This is a genomic window from Arthrobacter sp. efr-133-R2A-120 (assembly GCF_030209835.1).
Taxonomy (GTDB): Bacteria; Actinomycetota; Actinomycetes; order Actinomycetales; family Micrococcaceae; genus Arthrobacter.
Genome location: NZ_JARVRF010000028.1, coordinates 86,722 through 102,976, shown reverse-complemented (window position 1 = coordinate 102,976; position 16,255 = coordinate 86,722). Strand labels below are relative to the sequence as shown.

Annotated in this window: 18 protein-coding genes and 1 tRNA gene; 7 read left to right on the top strand and 12 right to left on the bottom strand. The window is 64.5% G+C overall.

Features of this window, described 5'->3' with window-relative positions:
* Window positions 1-125 precede the first annotated feature (125 nt).
* Window positions 126-215: transfer RNA gene (locus tag QRN52_RS14345), tRNA-Ser, on the bottom strand.
* A 149-nt stretch (window positions 216-364) separates the two neighbouring features.
* Between QRN52_RS14345 and QRN52_RS14340 the strand changes: the two genes are divergently transcribed.
* The 3 genes from QRN52_RS14340 to QRN52_RS14330 are packed head-to-tail and all read left to right on the top strand — an operon-like array spanning window position 365 to window position 3,055.
* Entirely contained in the window at window positions 365-1,396 is a 1,032-nt protein-coding gene (locus QRN52_RS14340) for a dehydrogenase (RefSeq protein WP_284753514.1), read from the top strand.
* A 2-nt stretch (window positions 1,397-1,398) separates the two neighbouring features.
* Window positions 1,399-1,794 carry a 6-pyruvoyl trahydropterin synthase family protein gene (locus QRN52_RS14335; protein WP_284753513.1) on the top strand — a complete coding sequence of 132 codons (396 nt, stop codon included), beginning with the start codon at window positions 1,399-1,401 and terminating at the stop codon, window positions 1,792-1,794.
* 49 nt (window positions 1,795-1,843) lie between these two features.
* Window positions 1,844-3,055: a DNA glycosylase AlkZ-like family protein gene (locus QRN52_RS14330; RefSeq protein ID WP_284753511.1), complete on the top strand. Its 1,212-nt coding sequence runs from the start codon at window positions 1,844-1,846 to the stop codon at window positions 3,053-3,055.
* 29 nt (window positions 3,056-3,084) lie between these two features.
* Here QRN52_RS14330 and QRN52_RS14325 read toward each other — a convergent pair whose 3' ends face one another.
* The 3 genes from QRN52_RS14325 to tadA all read right to left on the bottom strand — a co-directional run bounded on the left by QRN52_RS14325 (window position 3,085) and on the right by tadA (window position 4,350).
* The gene (locus tag QRN52_RS14325; protein WP_284753509.1) at window positions 3,085-3,363 is read right to left on the bottom strand and encodes an acylphosphatase; all 279 of its coding nucleotides are present in this window, start codon (window positions 3,361-3,363) and stop codon (window positions 3,085-3,087) included.
* Window positions 3,360-3,746, bottom strand: coding sequence for a VOC family protein (locus tag QRN52_RS14320; protein WP_284753507.1), 387 nt, complete (start codon window positions 3,744-3,746; stop codon window positions 3,360-3,362). Before QRN52_RS14320 ends, QRN52_RS14325 begins: the two co-directional genes overlap by 4 nt.
* Window positions 3,747-3,840: 94 nt before the next feature.
* Window positions 3,841-4,350: a tRNA adenosine(34) deaminase TadA gene (gene tadA, locus QRN52_RS14315; RefSeq protein ID WP_284753505.1), complete on the bottom strand. Its 510-nt coding sequence runs from the start codon at window positions 4,348-4,350 to the stop codon at window positions 3,841-3,843.
* Between the two features lie 23 nt (window positions 4,351-4,373).
* Between tadA and upp the strand changes: the two genes are divergently transcribed.
* Complete coding sequence (gene upp, locus QRN52_RS14310) at window positions 4,374-5,009, top strand: uracil phosphoribosyltransferase (protein ID WP_236815028.1); 636 nt, start codon at window positions 4,374-4,376, stop codon at window positions 5,007-5,009.
* 16 nt (window positions 5,010-5,025) lie between these two features.
* Here upp and QRN52_RS14305 read toward each other — a convergent pair whose 3' ends face one another.
* Window positions 5,026-5,733 (bottom strand): TetR/AcrR family transcriptional regulator, encoded by a 708-nt coding sequence (locus QRN52_RS14305; RefSeq protein ID WP_284753502.1) that lies wholly within the window; start codon window positions 5,731-5,733, stop codon window positions 5,026-5,028.
* A gap of 101 nt (window positions 5,734-5,834) precedes the next feature.
* Here QRN52_RS14305 and QRN52_RS14300 point away from each other — a divergent pair, with 101 nt between their 5' ends.
* The 3 genes from QRN52_RS14300 to QRN52_RS14290 all read left to right on the top strand — a co-directional run bounded on the left by QRN52_RS14300 (window position 5,835) and on the right by QRN52_RS14290 (window position 8,484).
* Entirely contained in the window at window positions 5,835-7,313 is a 1,479-nt protein-coding gene (locus QRN52_RS14300) for an MFS transporter (protein WP_284753501.1), read from the top strand.
* 61 nt (window positions 7,314-7,374) lie between these two features.
* A complete protein-coding gene (locus QRN52_RS14295; RefSeq protein ID WP_284753500.1) occupies window positions 7,375-7,752 on the top strand; it encodes a VOC family protein in 378 nt (125 codons plus the stop codon).
* A 54-nt stretch (window positions 7,753-7,806) separates the two neighbouring features.
* Window positions 7,807-8,484, top strand: a complete 678-nt coding sequence (locus QRN52_RS14290) for an HAD-IA family hydrolase (protein WP_284753498.1) — start codon at window positions 7,807-7,809, stop codon at window positions 8,482-8,484.
* Here QRN52_RS14290 and QRN52_RS14285 read toward each other — a convergent pair.
* The 7 genes from QRN52_RS14285 to QRN52_RS14255 are packed head-to-tail and all read right to left on the bottom strand — an operon-like array spanning window position 8,419 to window position 16,242.
* On the bottom strand, window positions 8,419-9,486 hold the full coding sequence (locus QRN52_RS14285) for a LacI family DNA-binding transcriptional regulator (protein WP_284753496.1): 1,068 nt from the start codon (window positions 9,484-9,486) through the stop codon (window positions 8,419-8,421). The genes QRN52_RS14290 and QRN52_RS14285 overlap by 66 nt on opposite strands.
* The gene (locus QRN52_RS14280) at window positions 9,483-10,784 is read right to left on the bottom strand and encodes a neutral/alkaline non-lysosomal ceramidase N-terminal domain-containing protein (RefSeq protein WP_284753494.1); all 1,302 of its coding nucleotides are present in this window, start codon (window positions 10,782-10,784) and stop codon (window positions 9,483-9,485) included. The genes QRN52_RS14285 and QRN52_RS14280 overlap by 4 nt, the downstream gene beginning before the upstream one ends.
* Window positions 10,781-11,944, bottom strand: coding sequence for an N-acetylglucosamine-6-phosphate deacetylase (locus tag QRN52_RS14275; RefSeq protein WP_284753492.1), 1,164 nt, complete (start codon window positions 11,942-11,944; stop codon window positions 10,781-10,783). Before QRN52_RS14275 ends, QRN52_RS14280 begins: the two co-directional genes overlap by 4 nt.
* Entirely contained in the window at window positions 11,941-12,705 is a 765-nt protein-coding gene (locus QRN52_RS14270) for a sugar isomerase domain-containing protein (protein WP_284753490.1), read from the bottom strand. Before QRN52_RS14270 ends, QRN52_RS14275 begins: the two co-directional genes overlap by 4 nt.
* Complete coding sequence (locus tag QRN52_RS14265; RefSeq protein ID WP_284753489.1) at window positions 12,702-13,451, bottom strand: 6-phosphogluconolactonase; 750 nt, start codon at window positions 13,449-13,451, stop codon at window positions 12,702-12,704. The genes QRN52_RS14270 and QRN52_RS14265 overlap by 4 nt, the downstream gene beginning before the upstream one ends.
* Window positions 13,448-14,713 (bottom strand): AGE family epimerase/isomerase, encoded by a 1,266-nt coding sequence (locus QRN52_RS14260; RefSeq protein WP_284753488.1) that lies wholly within the window; start codon window positions 14,711-14,713, stop codon window positions 13,448-13,450. Before QRN52_RS14260 ends, QRN52_RS14265 begins: the two co-directional genes overlap by 4 nt.
* Window positions 14,710-16,242, bottom strand: coding sequence for a sodium:solute symporter family protein (locus QRN52_RS14255; RefSeq protein WP_284753487.1), 1,533 nt, complete (start codon window positions 16,240-16,242; stop codon window positions 14,710-14,712). Before QRN52_RS14255 ends, QRN52_RS14260 begins: the two co-directional genes overlap by 4 nt.
* Window positions 16,243-16,255: the final 13 nt, after the last annotated feature.

The window sequence follows — 16,255 nt, the reverse complement described above, 5'->3', positions numbered from 1 at the left end:
GCCCGGGTCGACCAGATGCCAAGACGGCCGACCCAATCAACCGCCCTAAAAAGGCGAATTCCCCCGGAAAACAGCGCTCCGGGGGAATTCGTAATCACTATCGGGGGCAATTCGTAAAACCCCCGTGGCGGTGACGGTGGGATTTGAACCCACGTTGGCTTTTACACCAAACAACATTTCGAGTGTTGCACCTTCGGCCGCTCGGACACGTCACCAACTGAAATAGGGTACCGGAGTGGAGGCCTGTTCCCCAAAACGGCCCCGCCTGGCCGGCCGCGGACGACGGCCCGGCCTTCCCAAGCACAGCCCTCCTAAGTGCCGTCCCTTCCGCAATCGCAGCCGCAGGGCTAGATTCGCAAGCACCATGACTCTCCCGCAGCAGCCGGCACCCCAGCGAGCACAAACGCACCGACAGACGGCCCTGGCCTACTGGACCGTGGGCCCCTGCCAAGGTGAGCTCCGGAGCGAAGACCTTCCGGCGCCGGCCCAGGGTGAGGTTCTGGTCCGTGCCTTGTACTCGGGAATCAGCAGGGGCACAGAGCTCGTGGTCCATGAAGCGCACGTGCCTCCGCGGATTGCGAAGAAGATGCGGGCACCCCATCAAACCGGGGATTTTCCCGCGCCGGTCAAGTTCGGTTATCTGTCAGTCGGCGTCGTTGAAGACGGCCCCGAAGACTGGATCGGCCAGAGCGTCTTCTGCCTGCACCCGCATCAGGACCGCTACGTCGTGCCACTCACCTCACTTACGCGAATCCCCGACGGTGTACCGGCACGCCGGGCCGTGCTGACCGGCATCGCCGAGATCGCCCTCAATGCCCTGTGGGAGGCCGGACCCCGCCTCGGTGACAGGATCGCCGTCGTCGGCGCCGGACTCGTGGGCGGCATGACCGCGGCGCTCCTGCGCAGCTTCCCTCTGGAACGCTTGCAACTGGTGGAGACGGATCCGGGAAAGCGCGGGTTCGTGGAATCCCTGGGCGTGGAGTTCGTGCATCCGGACGACGCGCAGCAGGATTGCGACATCGTGTTCCACTGCTCGGCGACGGATGAAGGACTGGCCCGCAGCCTGCAGTTAGTGGGGGACGAGGGCGAGATCATCGAGATGTCCTGGTACGGGAACCGGGCTGTTTCCCTCCCGCTGGGGGAGGACTTCCACGCCCGGCGACTCTCCATCCGTGCCAGCCAGGTGGGAGTGGTGGCACGTTCGCGCCGGCACCGCCGCACTTCAAGCGAGCGGCTGGAGCTGGCAGTGTCCCTCCTGCGGGACCCTGTCTTCGACGCCTTCCTGACGGGAGAGTCGCAGTTCGAGGAGCTCCCCGGCGTCTTCGACGGCCTGGAAAACGGCGAACTGGACGACCTTTGCCACATCATTGCCTACCCCAAAGACAGGAAGGCCTAACGATGTTCAGCCTCACTGTCCGCCGGCACTTCATGATCGCCCACAGCCTTCCGCGGGAGTCGTTCGGCCCGGCGCAGGGACTCCACGGGGCCACTTTCGTTGCCGAGGTGACGTTCCGCCGGGCCGAACTGAACGGCGACGCGATCGTCCTGGACATCGGCGCAGCCGGAACCATCCTGGACGACGTCCTTGCCGGCCTCAACTACAAGAACCTCGATGAGCACCCCGACTTCGCCGGGCAGCTCACGACGACGGAAGTGCTGGCCCGCTTCATCGCTGTAGCGGTTGCCGCTAAGGTTCGCGGGAGCGACGACGGCGGTGCGCTCGCCGGCGTCGACGTCGTCCTCCGGGAACATCCCGACGCCTGGGCGGGCTTCTCGTTGGATTTCGAGCGATAGCTCGCGCGGGACTGCCCCGCATGGCGGGCAAACGGTGCAGAATGGGGCCATGACGTCCGCCGTGCTTTCCACCCAAACGCTCACCCCGGAACTCCTCCGCGCCTGGGCGTGGCATAGGCAGGGCCTGGACGGCTCGCTCGCGGGCAAGACGTCCGAGGAAGTCCTGGACCGTGCCGGCTGGGCCCGCTCCGTGGGCGGCGCCAACCCCTACCTGACGCTCTTTGCCCGCGCCGGGATCAGGCGCGAACAGGTGGATCGCGACGTCGCCGAGCTGAGAATCCACGAGCTTCCGACCGCCCGCGGATGCACGTACGTCCTCGGCCGGAGCGACTTCGCGTGGGGCCTCCAAGTCGGCCGGGACGCCGCGGTGGCGCCGTTCAAGGTCCTGGCCCGGCTCGGCGTCGAGCGTGGTGAGATCACCCTCCTCGAAGAGCAAGTGCTGCACACCCTCATGGAATCCAGCGACCCCATGGATCCCAAGCAACTCAGGGACGAGCTCGGCGAATCCGTCCGCAGCCTCGGCGAAGAAGGCAAGAAGAAGGGTGCGTCCACCACCCTCCCCACGGCGTTGGGCCTCCTCCAAGCCGACGGCCGCATCCGCCGCGTGCCCGTCAATGGCCGCCTCGACCAGCAGCGCTACGCCTACACGTCGTGGGCGCTACCGCCCAGCACCATCGACGACGACGCCGCCCGCGCGCGCTTGATCGAACGGTACCTGCGCTGGACGGGTGGTGCGACGTTCAAGCAGAGCCAATGGCTTACCGGCTTCACAGTCGCGCAGAGCAAGGCGGGGCTGGTCGCCGTCGGCGCCGTCGAAGTGACGACGGCGGCAGGCGAGCCGCTCTGGATGCTGCCCGACGACGTCGAGCACCTTTCCGCGTTCAAGGCACCGCACGAGGAACAGATCCAGCTTCTGGCCGGGACGGATTCTTTGGTGCTGTTGCGCAGGAACTCGGCGGACATGCTGGCTGAAGGCGATCGGGGCCGGAAGATCCTGGACACCACGCTCGCGCTGCAGGCGGACCTCTCGGACCATCCGATCCTGGACCGGGGACGGATCATCGGGCTGTGGCAGTACGATCCGGGCAAGGAACGGATCGCAGCCTGGACGTTCGACAAGCCCAGCGCGGCCGTCGCCCAGCGAATCAGTGAGGTGGAGAGCTGGATCCGCGAGGACCTCGGGGACTTCCGCTCGTTCAGCCTGGACTCGCCGGCATCGCGACAGAAACGCATCGACGCCCTGGACAGTGCCAATTCATAAGGCGAACGCCGGTCTCAGGTTGGAGTGCTTCAGTCCACCCAGAATCCGGAGAACTCGCCGGTGGCTTGCGTGAAGGTGGCATCCACGTGTTTCACGCGGCCTGGAGCATCCCGGGATTGCAGCCATTCCAGCAGGGAATCGACGGATTCGCGATCACCCTCAGCGATGACCTGCACCGAGCCGTCCAACTGGTTGGCCGCCTCCCCGGTCAGTCCGAGCATTCGGGCTTGGTGCATTGTCGAGTAGCGGAAGCCGACGCCCTGGACGCGGCCGGTCACCATGGCCGTGACCCGCACCGGGGAACTCATGCGGCACCCGATCCATATGGCCGAGTAATTGCCTCGAGGAAATGCCCGTCCGGATCCGCGAAGTAGACGCCGCGTCCGCCGTCGTTGTGGTTGATCTGCTGGGGGCGGGACCGCGCAGGGTCCGCCCAGTAGGGGATTTCCTCGGCCTGGATCCGGGAGAAAATCCCGTCGAAATCTTCCTCGCTGACCAGGAAGGCGTAGTGCTGGGGAGAAATTGGCCGGTCGGCTGTCGCGAAATCGAGCGCTACTCCGTGTTCAAAGGACACGGTCATGAAGGACCACATGGGCTGCGGCTTCGGGAGTCCAAACACCTTGGCGAGGAACTCCGCGGAACGGCGTTTGTCCGTCGAATAGACGATGGTGTGGTTGAAAGAGACTGTCATGAGGTCCTCCTCAGATGTGCTGCCTGAGACCATCTGACGTCCAAACACCTGACAATTTCAAGGGCCTCCGACGCGTGCGATCCGACGGCAGCTGCTATTCCCGGTGGGCTGCGAAGAAATCGCGGAGCAATGCCGAGCATTCCTCTTCGCGCACGCCGGCGTAGACCTCCACCCAGTGATTGAGTCTGCGTTCACGCAAGATATCGAACACCGATCCGGCGGCACCGGCCTTCTCATCCCAGGCGCCGAAGACCACCCGCGGAATCCGGGCCAGCACAATGGCTCCGGCGCACATCGCACACGGCTCCAGCGTCACCACGAGCGTGCAGTCCTCGAGCCTCCAGCCGTCTCCGCCTTCGCCCAGCTCAAGGGCATGGCGTTGCAGGGCGGCGGCCGCCTCGCGGATGGCGACGATCTCGGCGTGCGCCGTTGGATCGCCGTGCGCTTCCCGTTCGTTCCTCCCGGCACCCAGCACGCCGCCGTCGGGCCCTAAAACGACAGCGCCGATCGGCACATCGTCCGTATTCAGCGCCCGCCGGGCCTCGTCCAGGGCCAGACCCATCCAGGCCGCGTGCTCTGCGTGATAAGGCTCGTTGGTGCTCATGCCTCAATGATAGTTTTGGAGTCATGCGCACACTCGTCGTGGACCACCCGCTGGTCGCTCACAAGCTCACCGTTCTGCGGGATAAGAACACTCCTTCACCGGTCTTCCGGCAACTCACCGAAGAACTCGTCACCCTGCTGGCCTACGAGGCCACCCGCGAGGTCAGGACCGAAGCGGTAGAGATCGAAACCCCCGTCACCAAGGCGATCGGTACCGCCTTCACGAAGCCGACGCCGTTGGTGGTTCCCATCCTCCGCGCGGGCCTCGGCATGCTGGAGGGCATGACCAAGCTGGTCCCCACCGCCGAAGTGGGCTTCCTGGGCATGGCCCGCGATGAAGAGACCCTGGACATCATCACCTACGCCGAGCGCCTCCCCGAAGACCTCACCGGCCGCCAGATCTTCGTCCTGGACCCCATGCTCGCCACCGGCGGCACACTGCGCGAAGCCATCAAGTTCCTCTTCAAACGCGGCGCTTCGGACGTCACGTGCATCTGCCTGCTTGCAGCCCCGGAAGGCCTGGCCAAGCTGGAAGAAGAGCTTTCAGACGCCAACGTCAAGATCGTTCTCGCCTCGATCGACGAGAGGCTCAACGAGAAGGCCTACATCGTTCCGGGCCTGGGCGACGCCGGAGACCGCCTCTACGGCGTAGCCGGCTAGCGAGTCCGGCTAGCAGCTAACCCGCCCGGCGCTGGGCCTTGCTTGCCTTGAGCACCATGGGCAGCTTGGACCGCAGGGTGCACTCAAGCAACTCCTCGGCCGTCGGGTCCTGTTCGTAGACCTCCGGCAGGCGGATGCCGATCAGGGTGTTCATGAGCATGCCCTGCGCAAGGAAGTCCCGGACGGTTTCGGGGGATAGGCCGGCTTCGTCCCGCACCAGGCGGTAAATATCCAGGAATCCTTCCCTGGCCCGCGCCCCGATGGCGGGCTCATGACCTGCCACGAACGCCTGCATCAGCATCATGAGGATCCCGCGGTCCGCCACGAGATCCGCGTAGGCGATGGCCATGAGTTGCTTGAGCTGTCCCGGCCGGCCGCTCCCGGCGGCCGGATCAAGGTGCTGCAGTTCTTCGGCGAGTTCTCCCGCGTCGTAAGCCGCGATGACGTCGCGGAACGCGCGCAGTAACTTGCCTTGGGCGCGGTCCAGGGCCTCCAGGAACAGTGTCTCCTTGGTGCCGAACATCCGCACGACATACGGCTGGCTGATCCCTGCGGCCTTGGCCACTCGGTCCGTGGTGGACCCGGCGTATCCGCGCTCGGCAAAGACGCCGGTGGCAGCTTCCAGGATCAGTTCGCGCCGCTGCGCCGCTGGTATGCGTTCGGCAGTTGCCTGACTGCTTGAGCCTGTTTCCGGGGCGCCTGTGCCCGCTGTTTTCTTCGCCACACTTGACATGTTATCAGCCGATAACTAACTTTGCCTTTTAAGTAATCATTCGATTACAACAAGCCGAAAAGTGGCACCTTCAGCGACCTCGTGGAGTCATCATGAAACGCACCATTCCCGTTTGGCTGGCCATTGTGGCGGCCTCCCTTCCCGTCTTCATGGCCACGCTGGACAACCTTGTGGTCACCAACGCACTGCCCGTGATGCACAAGGCCCTCGGCGCGAGCGTTGAGGAACTGCAGTGGATCGTCAACGCCTACTCCCTGAGCTTCGCGGCATTCATGTTGCTGGCCGTCGGCCTGGGGGACCGCTTCGGCCGCCGACACGTGTTCATCGCCGGCCTTGCCGTCTTCACCCTGTCTTCCGCCGCAGCCGCCCTTAGCACGGACCCGGCGCAGCTCATCGCCGCGCGCGCAGTCCAAGGCGTGGGCTCCGCGGCGCTCATGCCGCTATCGCTCACCCTGCTGGTGGGCTCGGTCAGCGACAAGCTGCGCCCGCTCGCCATCGGCATCTGGGGCGGAGTTTCCGGCCTGGGTGTCGCCCTTGGGCCGTTGATCGGCGGCGCGGTCGTGGAAGGCTGGAGCTGGGAAGCGATCTTCTGGCTCAACGTGCCGATTGGCATCCTGTCGATTCCGCTGGCGCTCTTCGCGCTTCCGAACAGCTTCGGCGCCCGCGTCCGAGCCGACGTCGTAGGCCTTCTTCTCTCCGGACTTGGCCTCTTGGCGCTCGTTTTCGGCATTGTCCGAGGGAACGACGCCGGCTGGTCCAGTGCCGAGGTGCTCGGCGCCTTGATCGCTGGCGGGGTCCTGCTGCTTGCTTTCGTTTTGTGGGAATCCCGCGTTGCCGCGCCGCTCCTTCCACTCCGGCTCTTCCGCGACCGTAGCTTCACTGTGGCTAACCTGATCGGCCTGACCTTCAGCTTCGGGATCTTCGGCTCCGTCTTCATCCTCATCCAGTTCCTGCAGGTGGTGCAGGGCCACGGACCCCTCGCAGCCGGCGTGATGACCATGCCCTGGACCCTGGCGCCCATGTTCGTGGCACCGCTCGCCGGCCTGTTGGCACCGCGGCTTGGCACCAGGACCCTGATGATCGCGGGCCTCGTGCTGCTGACAGCGGGCATGTTCTGGCTGGCCGGAGTCCTTTCCGCGACCGTCCCGTACGAGACTCTGGTCCCAGGATTTGTGGCGGCTGGAATCGGTATGGGCCTGGTTTTCGCCCCGATGTCGACGTCGGTGCTCGCCAACATGCGCGCCGAGGACCACGCGAAGGCGAGCGGCACCAACTCGACTCTCCGGGAGATCGGTGTAGCACTGGGCGTGGCCGTCCTGACGGCAGTCTTCACGGGAGCCGGCGGCAAACTCACTCCCACGGGCTACGTGGAAGCGGCCATTCCCGCCGTCTACGTTGGTGCGGCCGTGCTGGTCCTTGCCACGCTGGTGGCGTGGCTCCTTCCGTCCCGAGCCCGAGCCCGCGCGCAAGCTGAAACAGAAGTCGGCGTGGGCACCTGGGGAGGCGCCGCCGTCGAACTCGTCAACGCCGGGTCACTTACGGCCCAATTCGAGCAGCAACATGGGCTGTAAGTGACCCCGCGTTGTGCTCCGCCCCTACCGGTTTTCCGGCTCCGCCGATAGCCTTTGGCCCATGGACTGGAAACTTGAACTTGTGTTTGTCCCTGTGTCCGATGTGGACCGCGCCAAGGATTTCTACGTCAACAAAGTGGGCTTCAACGCGGACTACGACGAGCGGCCCATGGACGGCATCCGCTTCGTCCAATTGACTCCGCCTGGCTCGGCCTGCTCCATCTGCATCGGCGAGGGCCTGAACGACGCCCCTCCAGGCACCGCCCCCAGCCTGCAAATGGTGGTCGGCAATATTCAGGAAGCGCACGATCAGCTCAAGGCCAACGGCGTGGAAGTCAGCGACATCGACATCCAGGATTGGGGCCACTTCGTGTACTTCGCCGATCCGGACGGCAATAAATGGGCCGTCCAGTACATCCCGCACAGGCCCAACGGCTAGGACTCACACCGTAAGAGTTGGGCCGCGGAACGGATACGCAGGCAGGATGGATGCATGAACCTGCCTGCTGAAGCCGTGAAAACCCTGACCGTCCGGGCTGTCCTCTTCGATATGGACGGCACCTTGGTGGACTCCACCGCGATCGTGGAGGAAGTCTGGAGCGAATTCGCGGGCCGGTATGGACTGGACATCGGCGAGATCCTGCGGACTTCACACGGGGTCCAAGCCAAGGACACGGTGCGCCGTTTCGCCCCGGCTGGAGCCGACATCGACGCGCTTGCGGAGGAACTCGGCGAGATGGAACGGACCCGGACGGACGGGATCGTGGCGTTGCCCGGAGCCTCGGAACTGTTGCGGTCCTTGCCTGCCGACGCCGTCGCCATGGTCACCTCGGCCGATCGGATCCTCGCCGGAGTACGTATGAAGGCGGCCGGACTCGAGATGCCGGCGACCACTGTCACTTCGGAGGCCGTAACGCGCGGCAAACCGGACCCGGAAGGCTACCTCAAGGCCGCCGCGCTGCTGGGTGCCGAGCCAGCCGACGTCGTCGTCTTCGAAGATGCCCCCGCGGGCATCGCTTCCGCCCGTGCGGCGGGCATGCGGACCGTGGTGGTGGGCGACGCCGGAGGCGAGGCGGCAGATGGGCTGTGGCAGATCGCGGACTACTCAGCTATCACTGCCACGGCGAACCTGGACGCTTCCGGTCGTCGGGTAATCGAGCTCCGGTTCTAGCGTCAGAGGGCTGGATGCGGACCTGACCGGACCTGTTGTTCCCCTGAGGACGAGGGTTCCCTCGAAGATGACCCTCGCGCCCGTCAGGCTGGTTGAGCCTGGGTTCTCGGAGAGGGCGGCGACGGCGCGCCGGGCTGCTGCACCGACATTGACCGCAATCGTCGAAAGGGCAGGAAACGTTGTGGTCGCGAGGGTGTCGTCGCATCCGATGACACTCACGTCCTTCGGTACCTCCACGCCCGCGGCAGCGAATCCGCCCATCAGGCCGTGAGCGATGACGTCGTCAAAAGCGATGACAGCCGTGACTCCGGACGCTGCCACAGAATCGCCGAGCGCCTTCGCGGCTTCGTAGGTGCCCGGATCCGCACTGAAATGCATGACCTCGAGGGCGTGGGCCTTCGTGAAGTTGTCCACCGCCGAGTGACGCTGCTTGTTTGCCCATGATTGTGGTGGCCCGCCGACGTAGGCTATGCGACGGTGGCCGAGCTCGGCCAAGTGCGTCAGCGCGGAGCGGATGGCTGCAGTGGTGTCCAGCAGCACCCGGTAGGTCTCGGGAACATCGCGGTTGATGAACGCCACGCGTTGGGAATCGGCGATTTGCCGGATGCGGGACGAAGCGAGCCGGGAAGATACGACGATCAACCCTTCGACCTGGGGAGCCATCCGTGAGATGAGACGGTCTTCCCGATTGGGATCTTCATCCGTGTCCGCCAAGAACACGGATAGCCCGAGGTCGCTCGCGTAGTTTTGAGCCGCGCGGACCAGCGGAGGGAAGAACGGGTTGGCGATGTCCGGCACGATGAGTCCGATAGCGCCGGCGCGTCCTGTCGAGAGGGCGCGCGCGTGATGGTTCGGCACGTAGCCGGCGGCTTCGGCAGCCTTTTGAACCAGTGCCACCGTCTCCGGTTTGAGGAGGTTTGGCCGGGTAAAGGCCCTGGACACGGTTGAGGGGGCGATGCCGAGTTCGGCCGCCAATTGCGTGATGGTTGGACGGCCCGTCATTGGAGCTCACCGGCGAGCTCTAATGCGGCAAGGACAAGGGCTTCGGCGCTGCCAGGCGCGAAGGGGGCAGGCATACCGTAATAGCGGTGCGCGTCCTCCACTTCGTATCCTCCGAAGTCATATTCGTCCGCGCTCGGGAAGTATCCGGGGCACCCGTTGGTGTAGCCCGTGACGAATACGGGCCCTTCGAGCTCGGAGGCGATGGCTTCGGTTGCGGCCAGGAATGGTTCTCCGGGTAATCCTACGAGGGTCAGGCCCTGCCAGTTGAAGACGCTCACTGGTGCGCGCCAGGACATTTTCTCGTCGGGACTGCGGTCCACGGCCCATTGCTTCCACCCGTTGAGGAGGGATCGCCGGCCCGGATCTGCCGAAACCGCTTCCGCCTCCCACTGCCGGCTCAACTCCGCAGGGGAAAACGCATCACGCGAATTCATTGCGACGTTAATGGTCCTCCGGGCGGCGGAAGCCATCCCCGAAGCGAAACCCGAATCGGAACCCGAATCGAAGACCGGGAGGAGCTGGGTCCCCAACGCGGATGCCGCCACATGTTCTCCGATCTTGCGCGCTTGCTCCATCGTCCTGCCGGCGGAGCCGGAAAGCGAGTACGACGCGTCGGCGGGATGGCCCGAGTTGATGTCACCGGGGGTCCCGGGCAGGAAAAGGGCCACTGAACCGGGGGAACGTTCCTCCACGACGCTTCTGGTAAACGCCGGGTAGTCGCCGCTGATGAGCCGGTTCTCCGGACCCAGGACCACCGGGTGGCAGGGATAGAGAACAACCCAGGCAAGCACTTGTCCGCGCGCATCGCTGAATGTGGCGATTTGGACCGGCGGATCCACGGCACGTTCGGGATGGCGCCGGTTCCTTGCAATGTCCACTCCGCGCGATTCGCCGTATTGCAGGGTGGCAGGCTGCTGGGAGGCCAACGCGGTCTCGGCGGCCTCGTGGCAAGCCACGACGATCTCCTCCAGGAGACCCGGGTCATGGCCTCCGAGCCGGCCCGGCATGACGCACGGACCTGCGTGGGTATGTGTCGCGGTGATCGCGACACCCTCCGGCATAAAGGGCAAGCCGCGTGCGATGCGGGTGCACGTGTCTTCGTGGAGGCCGCACACATCCACGGTGATCCAGCACGTGTCATCGACAGCCAACGCCCGGACGCTCAGGGGGTCGTGGACGCCGGTGCTCGGTTCCGTCCTTGCTGCGAATCCGGCCATTGGCGTACCTGCGGGCGGTGAGATCTCGACGACGGCGGCGCCCACCCGCATGGTGGCCTGCTCGGCTTCGGTGGTATTCATTCCGGTCCGCCCGATACTTTCCGGCCGTGCTGGACAACCTCGGTAATGGTCCCCGCTTCGGGTCCTTCCCCGGTGATCAGGACAAAATCTGCCGGGGAACCGACTCGAAGGTGGCCGAGCCCCGGCCGGGTGCCGGGGATCACCCGAGCGGGAGTGGACGTCACCATTTTGAGGGCTTCCGGTAGATCCAGGCCGACGTCGTGGATCACGTTGCGGAAACCGTCCGGCAGGGTAGCGGCGGCCCCTGCGAGCAGATCCGTGCCCACGTGGGAGAGCCTTCCGTCAGGGGCAAGATCCACCAGGCCGCCCACGGAAGTACTGTGGCGGCCAGGCTCGCTACCGGCCAGTGCAGTGCTGTCCGACACCAGATAAGCGCGTTCGGGGGTCTTTGCCCTGATCATCACTTTCAGCGTATCGCTGGGCAAGTGGTGGCCGTCCGCTATGAGTCCCGCCGTGAGGCGATCGTCCGCCAGTTGAGTCCACAGGGCATTAGGGTGTCTGGGCAGCATGGTCGCTATGCCGTTGCCCAGATGGGTCGCCAGGCGGGCTCCCGCGGTGACGGCAGCCGCGATTTGTCCAGGACTCGCGTGCGTGTGTCCGATGGCCACTTCGACGCCGAGTTCGCGGATTTGCGCGATCTGGGCAGGCGCATCGGGCGTGTGCGGGGAGACGGTGACGATACCGACCATTCCGCTTGCGCGAAGCCAGCGCCGGACCTCCTGGACGTCCAAGGGGCGAACGAATCCTGCATCGTGGACGCCCCGGGGACCATCCTGGTCCGAGATGAAGGGGCCCTCGATGTGGACGCAGGGGATAGCTGCCCTGGTGCTTGGATCAATTTCGCGGGCCCGGTTGATCTGCTCGAGCGCGCCGGTGATGGCCTCCTCCGACGCTGTCACAATGGTCGGCACCCACGTCGTGACGCCCAGCTTCGCCAGCTCGGCGCTCATGTTGATGATGGTTTGCGGGCTGACGTCAGCGGCGTTGACGTCGAATCCGCCGTAACCGTTGACCTGGCCATCGATAAATCCCGGTGCGATGACGGGCAGCCCTTGGTCAGGGTCGATCTCCCGCACAGACAGGATGGTCGTGTCGTAGGCGATTTCCAGATTGATCCCTCGGTGGGGGTCTTTGCCCACAATCGTTTTGGGCTGTGTCACAGCTTGTGTACCCGTCCTTTGAAACGTGAAATGAATTGCTGGTTGGCTTCGTCCCCGCCGGGAGCATTTCCCGATCGCCACAATGGCGGCTCAACGCCGATTTCGTTCAGCTTGCTGATGGCGGACATCATGAGCAAGTTCAGGGTGAAGGCGTTGGCGAACGTGGACACGGCGGCCGTTTTTTCCTTTGCCCCGGGGACCTTCATGACGGCGTCTCCGACCGGAACCTTCGTGTCGATGTGGTGGTCGACGACGTCGTGCAGGTTCAGCTTCTGTGGATGCCGTGCGGGGTGGTCACGGGCTGTTTCCTCTGCGTGCTCCCGCGAGGAAACGCCGATGGTCTTGACGGACAGTTCGCGTGCCGTCAGGGCCGCGTCGATAAGCGCGCTATTGATGCCGTAGGCGTTGACCAGGATGAGGACGTCCCCTGGTCCGAGGCCGGCGTCCTCGATGACGATCCGGCCGTAACCCGGAGTCCGCTCCATGGCCATTGAGCGGAGGGCGCCGCTGGAGAGCAGGGTGCCTTCGTCCAAAATGGCTGAAACGTGCATAAGCCCGCCTGCCCGGAAGAACACTTCCTGGCTTGCCAGGTTCGAATGACCGCCGGGGCCGTAGATGTGGACCAGTTCGTCCTTGGCTACCTGGGCCGCGAGAATGTCCGCGGCGACGCTGATGTTTTCGGCTTCTTCCAGGCGGATCCGCCCGAGGAGTTCGGTGATTTTTCCGAGGTAGTCCTGCGACAGCTGCTCATTTGAGTTCATCGCGGATCGGATTCGGCGTCGAGGTAGATGGTGACGTTGGGGTGGGTGCGCAACGCCGTACCGGGGTGGTCTCCGCTGACCGGCTGGCTCAGGGCGTTGTGGACGGCCATCCTTTTGGCATGGCCGGGAACGGAAGCGATGATTTCGGACGCGTGCAACAACCGCGGGATGGAGACCGTGATGGCGCGCTGCGGAACGTCGTCGAAACTTGCGAAGTGCCCTTCGTCCACCTGTTGCTGGCGGCTTACCTGGTCCAGGTTGATGACGCGGGCGGGCAGCGGGTCGGCGAGGTCGGCCGGGGGATCGTTGAAGGCAAGATGGCCGTTGACGCCCAAGCCGAGCAGGACGAGGTCAAACGGATCTTGGCCCATCAGCGTGCCATAGCGCTGCGCTTCCTCTTCGGCGGGGTTCCCCGGATCGATGCGGTGAAAGGTGGTCGGCGGAACGTGGCTGAAGAACGTGCGTTGCAGCCAGTTTCCGAATCCTTGGGGTGCGTCGGCCTCGAGCGCGAGGTAGTCGTCCATGTGGAAACACGTTATGCGGCTCCAGTCGATGCCGGGCTCCTGGACGAGCGCCTGAAGCGTTGCCTCCTGGCTGGGAGCTGCTGCGAGCATCAGCCGGACTTCCCGCTGGTTCCGGAGCGCCTTGCGCAGCGTTTCCGCTGCATGCGCGCCTGCGTGTTTCCCCAGCGCGGCCCGGTCAGGGTGTGTGGAAACGGCGGGGGTGTAAATGGTCAGTGCTGTCACGTGTGTGTCCTTCGGGTTTCTAGTTCAGTGGTCAGGAGGAGTGATCGGGCTATATGGAAGGGGTCTTTGACTGGCAGCGCCACCACCTTGTCGAGCGGCTTCCCTTCGCGGTCGCGTATTTGCAGCCACTCCTGGCCGGAGGGGTCCGGAAAGGTGTTGAGGGTGTAGGACCAGATCCGCTCATGCCAGTCCAGGAGGTCCGGACGCCCGAAACGCTCGGCGAGCAGCCTGGTTGCGTAGAGTGCCTCCACCTGGACCCACCACAGTTTGGTGTCCCATGTTTGGGTCACCAAAGTTTCGTAGGGGTCGTTGCCGAAGAGCCTGCCCCGCGGTTCATCTCCAGTGCTGTCGACGTATCGGACGACGCCGCCGTGCTGGTCATCCCAGCCGGTCTCCAGAGCGCGCACGGCAAGGTCCGGTAGCCAATCCGGAATCCGGGGCGCAAGTTCAGGCATCATGTCGACGGCCTCCATGACCATCCACAGCATCTCCAGCAGGTGGCCGGGGGTGCGGTGGCGGGCCAGGAGCGTGTCCAGGTCATCGCTGCTGTCCGGCCGGTATTCCCACCAGGTGTCGGCCTTCCACATGCTTTCAGAGTTTCCGTCTCCGAGGAGCTGGGAAAGTGCTGCGCCGGCTGTTTCCGCGCTTTCAGCCGAGCCGCTGGCCAAGTGCAACTGGGCGCCCACATTCAGTAGCAGCATCAGCCCGGCCGCGTCCTTGAATCCTGCCCGGACGGGGTACGGCTCGGACGGAGCGCTCCGGGCCTCGATCATTTCTTCGGCATGTGCCAGAAGCGCATGGGCTGATTGCAGCCACTCTTCACGTTCCCGGTGTGCGGCTTGGGGAAGCCGGGCTGCACCCGCCAGGCCCAGGACCGCAAAGAGGTCAGAGAGTACGCTGACTGCGATCTCCCCTTGCGGCCCGGAGGGCAGGGCCTGCCCCTCAGCCGATGTGCGGTATGCCGTCACGCTGCCGTCCAGGATGGCGTGTGCCTGGATGAACCTGGCGGTTTCAATCGACAGGGTTGCCCACAGCTGGGGATCTTCCCCGATGATTCCGGCCTCGCTGTCCAGCGCAATCCTTGAGCAGAGCCAAGCCCAGCGGCCTTGGGACCACGTATATTTTTCGTTCGAAAGCAATCGCCCCGAGTTGGAAAAGCACGTGAAAACCCCGCCGTCTTTCCTGTCGACTCCGTTCTCGAGCCACCAAGGGAGGATGCCCTTGAGGAGCTGATCCCGTATTTCGGAAGCGGTTGCGCTCATGCCACGGTGCTTTCAACTGGAAGCGATGTAGCCGGCTCGAGGTCACGGTCAAGGGACTCGACAAGGGCGTCCGATGCTTCGTTGTGCCAAGGGCGCAGCCAGCCGAAGACGCAATAGACGATTGCGGACGCAAGCACGGGGGCGGCCACGTTGATCGTCTGTGCACTGGCCGTGCCCAGGCTCGCGATCGGAGCGGCCAAAGCGTACTTTGCGAGTGCGAAAACGATCAAACCGGTGGCCCAGGAGAACAATGCCGCAGAGGGCCCGCAGCGCCGGAATGGTCGCAACATCCCGAGCAGCATGGGAACGGCGATCGGCCCTACCAAGGCCCCGAACCAGAGGATTATCAGGCCCAGGACGCCGCCGAATGAATCCGCGCTCAGGGCAATGACCATGGACAATCCGATGAACAGGAACGTGGAAATCCGGCCACCCAGTAGTTCCGCACGCGAAGTCAGCGGCTGCCGGGAACCGCGCAACGCAGGGATGATGTCCCGGATGACGACGGCGGAAATCGCGTTGGCGTCCGAAGAGGTCATGGCCATGGTGTGTGAGAACATTCCGGCGACGACCAAGCCGACGAGGCCGGCCGGCAGCAGCTGCTGGGTCAGAAGCGCATAAGCCTGATCCGGGTGCGTCAGATTGGGCAGGATCAGCGGCGCGGCCCACATGGGGAAGAAAAGCACCAGTGGCCACACGAGATATAGTCCGCCCGAAAGCAGGACCGATTTGCGGGCCGCTGAGCCGGATGGGGCCGCAATGAAGCGTTGAGCCAGATTCCAGGTTCCGCCGTTGTAGGAAATCGTGCTGATCAGGCAATAGGCGAGGAAGAATCCGATGGTGTAGTCCCCGGCGAATGGCTGCGAGTGGGAGGCCGGCAGCCGGGACCAGATTCCCGCGATCGAGGAAACGCCCCCAAGCTTGGCCACCGCGAAGATGAGCATCGCAACGCCCGCTACGGACTGGATGATGAACTGGCCCATATCCGTCAAGGCATCCGCCCACAAGCCGCCAATGGTCGAATAGATGAGCGTGACCCCGCCGACGATCAGGATGCCAACTGCAATCGGAACCCCGGCGAACACGTTCAGGAGGATCGCGCTGGCCGCCCACTTGGCCGCAACATCGAAGACTTTCAATGCGGCACCGGACCAAGCCAGTACTTGCTGCGCGGGTAGGTTGTAACGGGTAGCCAGGTATTCGAGCGGGGAGATGATTCCCAAACGCTGCCTCAGTCGCGGCCAGCGCGGGGCGAAGAAGACAGCGCCAACAAGGCAGGCGATGGTGATCGTAAGCGCCCACCACACGTACAGTGCGAAACCGGTGGTGTAGGCGATGGCGGCGTAGGCCACGAAGACAGCAGCCGAATAGCCGGACATGTGGTGGGAAATCCCCGCCAGCCACCACGGCATCTTCCCACCGGCTGTGAAGAAGTCCGCGGCGTTTTTCACTCGGCTCTTGGCCCACCAGCCGATCCCTATCATGACCACGAAGTAGGCCCCTAAAACGAGCCAGTCGGCGAAATACATACATGCTCCTTGA